The organism is Listeria rocourtiae subsp. hofi (assembly GCF_963575615.1).
GTDB lineage: Bacteria > Bacillota > Bacilli > Lactobacillales > Listeriaceae > Listeria_A > Listeria_A hofi.
In genome coordinates this window covers 1-1,740 of sequence record NZ_CAUYTL010000077.1, presented here as the reverse complement: position 1 = coordinate 1,740, position 1,740 = coordinate 1, and the positions used below count along the sequence as shown (strand labels likewise).

Annotated in this window: 1 protein-coding gene; it reads left to right on the top strand. The window is 38.7% G+C overall.

The genetic code is table 11. The annotated features are described in order from the left end of the window. Positions 1-1,581 (top strand): immunoglobulin-like domain-containing protein (locus tag R8925_RS15740; protein WP_430536732.1); only part of this gene is annotated, 1,581 nt, incomplete at its 5' end. Positions 1,582-1,740: the final 159 nt, after the last annotated feature.

Sequence of the window (1,740 nt, the reverse complement as noted above, 5' to 3'; positions counted from 1 at the left end):
AACCAAGCAAGAGCAGCGGTAAATCAACTATTTAACAACAATGACGTCACAGGAACCATTAAAGATGCATTGACACAGGCAAACATTGATGGAACGCAAGCGTTGGTAAACAAGGTAACAAACCCGATTGTGAAGGCTGGATTACAAGCAGATTTAAATAAAGCACAGGCCCAACTAGACGCTAAAACAGAAGCCAATGCTGATTTAGCTCGTCAAGAAACAGCCACAAATGCGGTAAAAGCGCTGTTTAACAACAATGACGTCACAGGAACCATTAAATCGAGCTTAACTCAAAATGCGATTGATAATGCTAAAGAGCTTGTTGCAGCTGTGACAAACGCCACGAAAAAAGCCGAATTAACTACACAAATTGCAGAAGCGCAAAAGCAACTGGATGTAAGAATTGCGGAAAACCAAGCAAGAGCAGCGGTAAATCAACTATTTAACAACAATGACGTCACAGGAACCATTAAAGATGCATTGACACAGGCAAACATTGATGGAACGCAAGCGTTGGTAAACAAGGTAACAAACCCGATTGTGAAGGCTGGATTACAAGCAGATTTAAATAAAGCACAGGCCCAACTAGACGCTAAAACAGAAGCCAATGCTGATTTAGCTCGTCAAGAAGTAGCGGAAAAAGCAATAGAGGAGCTTTTCAAGAATAATGATGTGACAGGAACCATTAAGGACAGCACAAACCAAGCAGCAATCGATAATGCTAAAAACTTAGTAACAAAGATTACAGATACAAACAAAAAAGCGGAGTTAGAGGCACAAATTGCAGAAGCACAAAAACAATTAATAGCGAAAGAGGCGATAACTGGAACAGTGAATCCATTTACACTGCAAACAGATCGTTATTTGACAGGAACTTATACAGGAAAAGGTATTACTGCTATGAGTGTAGATGTTAATGGAGTACGTTATTATGGTGGGACTGTAAAAGATGGCGCATTTAGTTTCTACGCTCTAGATAAGATTTTCAGTTCAGGTGATGTTGTTATTGTGAATTTACATGGCTCAGATAAAACAATCAAAAAATCATTTACAGTGACTATTAAAGCAGTAACAAGGGTTAATCAAAATGCTTATAAAGTAGGTGATTCAAACATTACAGGTGTATTCGACAATCAAGAAATCACAAAAATGAATATAGTAGTGAATGGTACCATGCATTGGGGTGGAACAGTTGCAGACGGAGCGTTCAAATACTATGCATTGGACAAAATCACTAGCCCAACCGATGAAGTCGTATTAAACTTCTACAATGCAAACAATGAACTAATCATCTCGAAGAATCTTGTCATCACAGTACCAGTGGCAACATCAGGTACAATCACATCCGCAACTCTAGCGATGGGTGATAAAAACATTACGGGAACAATCACAGGTGACATCAAGAGCCTTGGTGTAACAATCGATGGCACAACATACAACGGTGGAACAATCTCAGCAGATGGGACCTTTAAGTTCTATGTCGCGGATAAGAAATTCAAAGCAGACAGCGTTATTACAATCGTTGGTTACGATAAGACAAAGAATTTATTATCAGAAATGAGCATTGTAGTTTCTAAATAAGCAAATATGAAAAGACGATAAGAGCCAGCAAGTATGGCTTCTTATCGTCTTTAGAGGATAAAGGCGATATACAATCGCTAAGGAGGGTTTGTCAAGAAAAGTGTGTAATTAAGAAATAGAAATGTAATGTGACACACGGTCCTTGAGAGAATCCAAAAC